Origin of the sequence: Helicobacter sp. CaF467b, from assembly GCF_022664765.1 — a bacterium.
Lineage (GTDB): Bacteria > Campylobacterota > Campylobacteria > Campylobacterales > Helicobacteraceae > Helicobacter_D > Helicobacter_D colisuis.
This window is the reverse complement of record NZ_JALAIY010000001.1, coordinates 124,911-132,300: the sequence shown is the minus strand read 5'-3', so window position 1 is coordinate 132,300 and position 7,390 is coordinate 124,911. Positions and strand designations below refer to the sequence as shown.

At 35.9% G+C, this 7,390-nt stretch carries 6 protein-coding genes; 5 read left to right on the top strand and 1 reads right to left on the bottom strand.

From position 1 onward, the window contains the following. A partial coding sequence (locus MKD52_RS00710; protein WP_242098911.1) for a capsular polysaccharide biosynthesis protein occupies positions 1–1,917 on the top strand: 1,917 nt, incomplete at its 5' end. On the opposite strand, the gene MKD52_RS00705 is transcribed toward MKD52_RS00710, so the two are convergent. Further along, positions 1,903–3,003 (bottom strand): phospholipase A, encoded by a 1,101-nt coding sequence (locus tag MKD52_RS00705; protein ID WP_242098910.1) that lies wholly within the window; start codon positions 3,001–3,003, stop codon positions 1,903–1,905. The genes MKD52_RS00710 and MKD52_RS00705 overlap by 15 nt on opposite strands. A 124-nt stretch (positions 3,004–3,127) precedes the next feature. Between MKD52_RS00705 and MKD52_RS00700 the strand changes: the two genes are divergently transcribed. Genes MKD52_RS00700 through MKD52_RS00685 form a run of 4 tightly spaced genes read left to right on the top strand, consistent with a single transcriptional unit; the run spans position 3,128 to position 7,388 of the window. Further along, entirely contained in the window at positions 3,128–3,892 is a 765-nt protein-coding gene (locus MKD52_RS00700) for an ABC transporter permease (RefSeq protein ID WP_112057901.1), read from the top strand. Then, a complete protein-coding gene (locus tag MKD52_RS00695) occupies positions 3,889–4,548 on the top strand; it encodes an ABC transporter ATP-binding protein (RefSeq protein ID WP_242098909.1) in 660 nt (219 codons plus the stop codon). The genes MKD52_RS00700 and MKD52_RS00695 overlap by 4 nt, the downstream gene beginning before the upstream one ends. After that, positions 4,549–5,676: a capsule biosynthesis protein gene (locus tag MKD52_RS00690; protein WP_242098908.1), complete on the top strand. Its 1,128-nt coding sequence runs from the start codon at positions 4,549–4,551 to the stop codon at positions 5,674–5,676. After that, on the top strand, positions 5,676–7,388 hold the full coding sequence (locus MKD52_RS00685; protein ID WP_242098907.1) for a polysaccharide biosynthesis/export family protein: 1,713 nt from the start codon (positions 5,676–5,678) through the stop codon (positions 7,386–7,388). Before MKD52_RS00690 ends, MKD52_RS00685 begins: the two co-directional genes overlap by 1 nt. Positions 7,389–7,390: the final 2 nt, after the last annotated feature.

Here is a 7,390-nt window from a genome sequence, read left to right as displayed (position 1 = left end):
GGTAGCTACCTCTTGCTTGAAGATGGATTTATCCGCTCTTTTGGCTTGGGCATAGAAGGTTCTCCAAGCTTCTCAATCGTGCAAGATAACCTTGGAATCTATTATGATTCTACTACCAAAAGCCAACTAGAAAATATCCTAAACACCTATGATTTTAATACCAATCCTACCCTGCTAAAAACTGCTAAAGAAGCCATTCATCTCATCACAGCACACCACATTTCTAAATACAATCACACTCCAGATGTTCCACAAAATTATTTTGCTCCCACAGATTCCACTCCCACAAGAATCCTCATCATCTCTCAAACCCAAAATGATTCTAGCCTAATTTATGGCAATGCCAATGCATTCACCACCGCCCAAATCATCCAAGATGCACTCACAGAAAATCCAAATTGTGAAATTTATCTCAAAATTCACCCTGATGTGCTAAGTGGTCGCAAAAAATCTGACTTCAATCCAAGCGAGATTCCAACACAAATCAAACTTATCTATGAAGATTTTAACCCCATATCCTTACTAAAGCACTTTAAAAAAGTCTATACCAAAACTTCTCAAATGGGATTTGAAGCCCTGCTAGTAGGCTGTGAATGCGTATGCTATGGAATGCCCTTTTATGCAGGTTGGGGATTAACTATTGACAAACAAACTTGCCCTAGACGCAAACGCAAATTAAAATTAGAAGAAGTTTTTGCAGCAAGTTATATTCTTTATTCTCATTATTATAATCCCTTTTACGAAAGAAAAAGCGATATTTTAGATACCTTGCAAACCCTTATTTGCTACAAACATTACTATATAAAAACCAACAAAAAAGCCTTTATGTTTGGATTCTCCACTTGGAAGCATACATTTATCCCACCCTTTATGCCAAATTTTAATCCCAAAAATATTATTTTTATTAATCCCTTTTTTAGCTCTCATCTTAAAATTGCATTCAAAAAAGGCTTACTCCAAGAAGCCCTTAAACAAAACTGCAAAATTTTCATTTGGGGGCGAAAATCCTTTAGCGAAATCGAAACCTTTGCCAAAGAACATTCAATCCCACTCACACGCGTAGAAGATGGCTTCATTCGCTCCATTTCATTAGGCTCTGATCTCACACGCCCTTTTTCTCAAGTCTTTGATGAATGCGGAATCTACTTTGATGCCACTACCAAAAGCGATTTAGAAACCATTCTAAACCACACCAACTTTAGCCAAACTCTGCTTGAAGAAGCGAAAATTTTAAAAGATAAGATTCTTACAAGCAAAATCTCTAAATACAATACCAATCCTCATAAATTCCTCAATCTCCCCCCAAATCAACTCAAGATTCTAATCACTGGGCAAGTGGAAGATGATGCCTCTATCATCTATGGCGCTAAAGGACGCACTAATTTATCACTACTCAAAGAAGTGCGAGAAAAAAATCCAAAAGCCTATATTCTCTACAAACCTCATCCTGATGTGCTAAGCGGAAATCGAATCGGAAATATCCCCTCTTCTATCGCGCTACAATATTGTGATGAGATTCTAATTGACATTAGCCTACCTTCTTGCTTAGAAGCTGTTGATGAAGTGCATACGCTCACTTCTTTAAGTGGATTTGAAGCCCTGCTATATGGCAAAAGGGTGATTACTTATGGAATGCCCTTTTATGCAGGTTGGGGATTGACTATTGACAAACAAACTTGCCCTAGACGCACAAGGAAGCTAACCCTTGATGAGCTTATTGCCGGTGCTTATATCCTCTATCCTCGCTATATCCACCCAAAAACACTACAACTATGCCACCCACTTGCCCTTATTGATGCCCTAGAAGAAGAGAAACAAAAGCTCCAAAACAATCGTTTCTATGCCCTAAAAAAACGCCTTTACTCTCTCCTTTCAAGAAAAGCCCAAAGGTTCTTACGCCTTTTAGCGATTAAATAAGATTCCTACTCCAATGCGATTAATCGAATTATTATAATCCCTTAAACTCTCACCATACCCATTAAAAAACTGCAAATAAAAATAAAGATTCTTGTAAATAGGATAGGAATAATCTAGCAAAATAGAGCCACGATTATCGCTTCTTAGATTATTTCTCAAAGTCGCACTCACCAAATGCTTTTTCCACAAATACCCCACACTAAGCTCTCCATATCCCAAATATTTTGTAATATCCCTATTATCATCTTTATTAGGATCTTCTGGGATTCTATACCAAGCTTTAAGCGATAAGGCAAAATTCTCATAACTATAAATTCCTTCTACAAAGATTCGATCCCAACTTCTAGAATGCTCTAAATCTCCACCATTACTTTGGTGTAAATAACCAAAATTAACTCGCTCAAAAAACAAATCATATGCCTTTAATGGATAGCTCAAATACAAACTTGGCGCATAATTACTTTCCCTAAAAGGCTTAGAATTATCTGAATCATAAAGCTGCCAAAAACTCTGCTGCGTATAGGCAAAATACAAGTCCAAATCCTTAAACACCAAATCATTATACAATCGCTTTTTAATGCTAATTTGAAATTTTGTCTCGGTTTGTTTGCCTTGATTGGGTTCTTTTGAGGTGCTAATATTGGCAGGTAAAATATAATTAAATCCATCTGGCTCAAACCCCAAAATCCCTCCCATAAAGCGATTTCTCTCAAACCTCCCTTCATATGCACTCTTTTCTATATTGGGAGATGCATTAGTTATAGTCGCCTCTTCTTTTAAAGCCTTAGCTAACTTGCTTTTGTCTTGATTCTCTGTTGCTTGTTTTTTGGTCTGATTTGAATCTTCTTGGTTTGAATCTTTATGAATAATCGTCAAATAAATTTTCTCATCTTTTTCTACCTCTAAGGTAATATGCTTTGATTCTTTACTATCAAGATTAAGCACTTTTTTAACCTGCATTTTTTCATCCAAAACAAGAATTTTTAGATTTTTTTGTGGCAAAAACTCCAAATCCCCAATCCCTTCAAACTCCGCCCCAAAAGCAAAAATGCTAACCCAAGCTAAAAATAAAATTTGTCTTATCATTGCTAAATCAAAATTCTTTCCCATCAAAGTTTTAAAATTTATCATTATACAAGTAAATAAAAGATAGAATACTTAATTTTAAATTCCAAAAAACAAAAAATAATTTAAAAGTGGCTAGAGTAAAATGAGAGATGTTATTGAGGCGTTATTTTTTAGAGAACTAAAAACGCGTTTTGGAAAAAACCGAAGATTAGGGTATTTTTGGGTCATTGGTGAGCCTATGACACATATCCTCTTTTTTCTTGTTATTTTTACTCTCATTCGCGCAAGATCTATTCCACAAGTCCCCATTGAAATGTTTTTAGTAACAGGATTTGTGCCCTTTTTTATGTTTAGAAATATCGTAACACAGATTATGGCTGGAGTGCAGGCCAATCGCGCACTCATTGCTTACAAACCTGTTAAACCCATTCATATTTTCATAGCTAGAGCACTTTTAGAAATGGGGATTTATTTTTCTGTTTTTATTCTTTTTATGGTGCTATTTGGCTGGTTTTTGGATTTGCCGATTCTCCCCATTCATTTTTTGGAAGTTTTTATTGCCTTTTTGGGATTGGCTTTTTTAGGCTTTTCTCTAGGGGTTTGCTTGGCTTTTTTAAATAGCGAGTTAGAATACGCGCAAATTTTTATTAACTATGGAATAAATATCTTGTATTTTGGATCGGCTGTTTTATATCCTTTGTGGATTCTTCCTGATCATATTGTAGAATTCCTGCTTTATAACCCTGTTTTACAATTTCTTGAGCTTTTAAGAGAAAATTATTTTGATGGTTATCCAAAGATTGAAGGTATTAATTTTACCTATCCCTTTTCATTTGGCATTATTTTGCTTTTTATTGGGCTTTGGTTTTATTATTTCCGCTACAAATATCTAGGACAAATCCGATGATACAGCTTAAAAATCTCACCAAATCCTACCCACTTAATAGTGGCAAAAGACATTATGTCTTTAAAGATCTAAACTTCACTTTCCCTGATAATTGTAGCATTGGATTAATGGGCAGAAATGGCGCAGGTAAATCCACTTTAATGCGAATCTTAGGGGGTATGGATATGCCTGATAAGGGCAAGGTAATCACTGATAGAAAAATCTCTTTCCCTATTGGGCTTGGCGCATTTTTTCAAGGCACACTCACTGCAAGAGATAATATTAAATTCCTTACACGCGTTTATGGCTACAAAGGTGAAGCACTCAAAGAAAAAATTGCCTTTGTAGAAGAATTTGCCGAGCTTGGAAAATTCTTTGATGAGCCTGTTAATGTGCTTTCATCGGGGATGAGAGCTAGAGTTTCTTTTGGGATGAGTATGGCATTTGATTTTGATTATTATCTCATTGATGAAGCAGGAGCCGTTGGTGATCCAACCTTTAAAAAAAAGAGTGAGAAGCTTTATCAAGAAAGACTCAGCAAATCTAAGGTCATTCTTGTTTCTCATAGTCTTTCAGAGATTCGCAAATGGTGCGATAAAATCATTCATCTTGACAATGGAGTGGTAACAATTTATGATGATGTGGAAGAAGGCATTAAAGCCTATCAAGGAAAATAAATGGAAAAATTAAAAATCTTGTTTCAAAAGCCAAAAGCACAAAAAATTTCAACCTATCTAAAAAGCTTTAAAATCGTATATATTCTTATGATTCCAGTGATTTTATATTATTTATTCTTTGCTGCAGATAGGTATGTGAGTTCTATTATTTTAAGTGTGCGCTCAATGAGTAATGATATTTCTCCTGTGAGTGGTTTGGCTTCACTTGTAGGAATTAACGCGGGTGCTAGAGAAGATGTGCTCTTTTTGCAAGAATACATTCACTCACTAGATATGCTAAAGATTCTAGATAAAGAAGTGCATCTAAAACTTCTCTACCAAGCACAAAAGAAAGATCCTTTTTTTGCACTCACACAACAATCAAGTCAAGAAGATTTTCTTAAGTTTTATCAAAATCGAGTTAAAATCATCTTTGATGATGTTTCTGGACTCTTAAAAGTTGAAGTTGAAGGTTTCACTCCCCAAGATTCAGAAATGATTGCTAATGCAATCTTAAAAGAATCCGAACGCTTTGTGAATGAAGTTTCTCATAAGGCTGCTAGAGAGCAAATGGCATTTGCCGAAAAAGAATTACTGAAAGCCAAAGAACGATTGCAAAATGCCAAAAACAATCTTTTAGCTTTCCAAGCGCGTTATGGAGTTTTTGATCCCCTAAAACAAGCTGAAGCTAAAGCAAGCCTTACTAACACGATTGAAAGTCAAATTTCCACCAAAGAAACCGAACTTGTCACAATGCGTAGCTATCTTAACGAAGATGCTCCTCAAATCGTGATGTTAAAATCCGAAATTGACGCACTAAAAAAACAGCTTGACAAAGAAACTTCCAAGATTGTCTCCACCAAAAGCAGCAAAAGATTAAACGATCTTGCCGCAAAGTTTCAAGATCTAACCATTGAAGCACAATTTGCACAAGATGCTTACACAGTGGCACTAACCTCCATAGAAACCACACGCATTGAATCAAGCCGTAAAATCAAACAGCTTGTTGTGATTCAAGGGGCAAACAAACCAGAATCCCCAACCTACCCAAGAACACTGTATAATATCATCACTATTTTTGTCATTCTTTCAGTGATATATGGAATCATCAAACTAATTACCATGATTATAGAGGAGCACAGATACTAATGAAAAAATTATTCCAAATCTTATTAATAACTATTTTTGCGACACATTTTGCTTATGGAGTTGATGTTTCTTCTATCACGGGTATTCCCAGCACTTCTGCCACTCAAAATACTCCAATGGATTTGCAAATCTCAAATCCCAATACCACACCTAATGCTTCCACGCAAACGATGCAGACTGCTCAAATCCCCATTCTCCCACCTGTATTTGGTGCAAATCTCTTTAATGGAAACTTTACTAAAGCCTCTCAATCTCTTTATAATCCTGATTACAAAATTGCCATTGGCGATAAGATTAACTTTAGAATGTGGGGGGCAGTTGAATTTCAACAAGAATTAATGGTGGATTCACAAGGCAATGTTTTTGTGCCTGGAGTAGGCGCAATCAATTTGCTTGGAGTGCGCAATGGAGATCTTGTTAAAGTATTAAAACAAGGTATTTCTAAGATTTACAAAAAAAATGTATTTGTTTATGCTGATATGAATGTTTATCAAAATGTCTCGGTTTTTGTAACTGGAAGTGTTAATAAACCCGGACTCTATCAAGGACTAAGCTCTGATTCCATTATTCAATATTTAGACAAAGCCTCTGGAATCAATCTGGATTATGGAAGTTTTAGAAATATTGAGATTCTAAGGGATAATAAAGTGGCTTTACAAGTGGATTTGTATGATTTTCTCTTTAGTGGAAAAATGAAACTTTTTCCTTTTAGAACGGGCGATGTAATTTTAGTAAAAAACCTTGAAAGCTATGTTTTTGTCCAAGGTGATGTGCAGAAACCTTTTAGATTTGAATTAAAAGATGATATTAAAACCCTAGAAGATCTTGCAAGAGTCTCTGGAGCAAAACCTATTGTAACTAATGCAATTGTGCGATCCTATCTTGCTAACAATAAAATCGATATTAACTCTTACAAGCAAAAAGAATTTGCAAGTGTTGCTTTAAAAGTCGGCGATGAAGTAGAGTTTCGCCCTGATTATAGCGCAGAAAATATTACCATTGAAATTCAAGGTGAGCATAATGGAATGCACTCAATGGTTGTCAAAAAGGGCACTACCCTTGCAGAAGTTGCACTTAAAATCAAACCCAACCCACAATCTAATCTAGATGCCATTCAAGTCTTCCGCCAAAGCGTTTCCCAAACGCAGAAAAAACTCATTGAAGCTCAACTAAAAGAACTAGAAACCCTAGCACTCACCTCCTCATCTGTAACCGCCCAAGAAGCTTCTATGCGTGCAAGTCAATCTAAAATGGTGCTTGAATTTATTGAGCGCGCAAAAAGTCTCACACCAAAGGGTCAAATTGTGCTTGAAAACAAAAGTGCCTATGCCACTACGGTTCTTGAAGAAGGGGATGTTATTAATATCCCAACTAAAAACAATCTTGTCTTGGTGCAAGGAGAAGTGGCATTGCCTGGTGCTTTTATCTATGAAGAAGACAAAAATCTTAACTATTATATTAAGCTTGCTGGAGATTTCACAGAAAGGGCTAATAAAAAGCGTATTCTTGTCATTCGCGCCAATGGAAAAGCAGAACGCTATGATTCAAGCTGGTATTCCTTTGCAAGTGCGCCAAGTCTCAAACCAGGCGATTCCTTGCTTGTCTTACCTGCCATTGAAACAGGTAGAGGATTGCAAATCACAAGTGTCTTAGCGCAAATTCTTTATCAAATTGCTATTGCTACAAGCGTAGTTTTAGATATTAACAAATAATT

Coding starts and splice junctions, on each gene's coding strand:
- MKD52_RS00705 (WP_242098910.1), bottom strand. CDS start 3,003: ATGATAAGACAAATTTTATTTTTAGCTTGGGTTAGCATTTTTGCTTTT.
- MKD52_RS00695 (WP_242098909.1), top strand. CDS start 3,889: ATGATACAGCTTAAAAATCTCACCAAATCCTACCCACTTAATAGTGGC.
- MKD52_RS00685 (WP_242098907.1), top strand. CDS start 5,676: ATGAAAAAATTATTCCAAATCTTATTAATAACTATTTTTGCGACACAT.
- MKD52_RS00700 (WP_112057901.1), top strand. CDS start 3,128: ATGAGAGATGTTATTGAGGCGTTATTTTTTAGAGAACTAAAAACGCGT.
- MKD52_RS00690 (WP_242098908.1), top strand. CDS start 4,549: ATGGAAAAATTAAAAATCTTGTTTCAAAAGCCAAAAGCACAAAAAATT.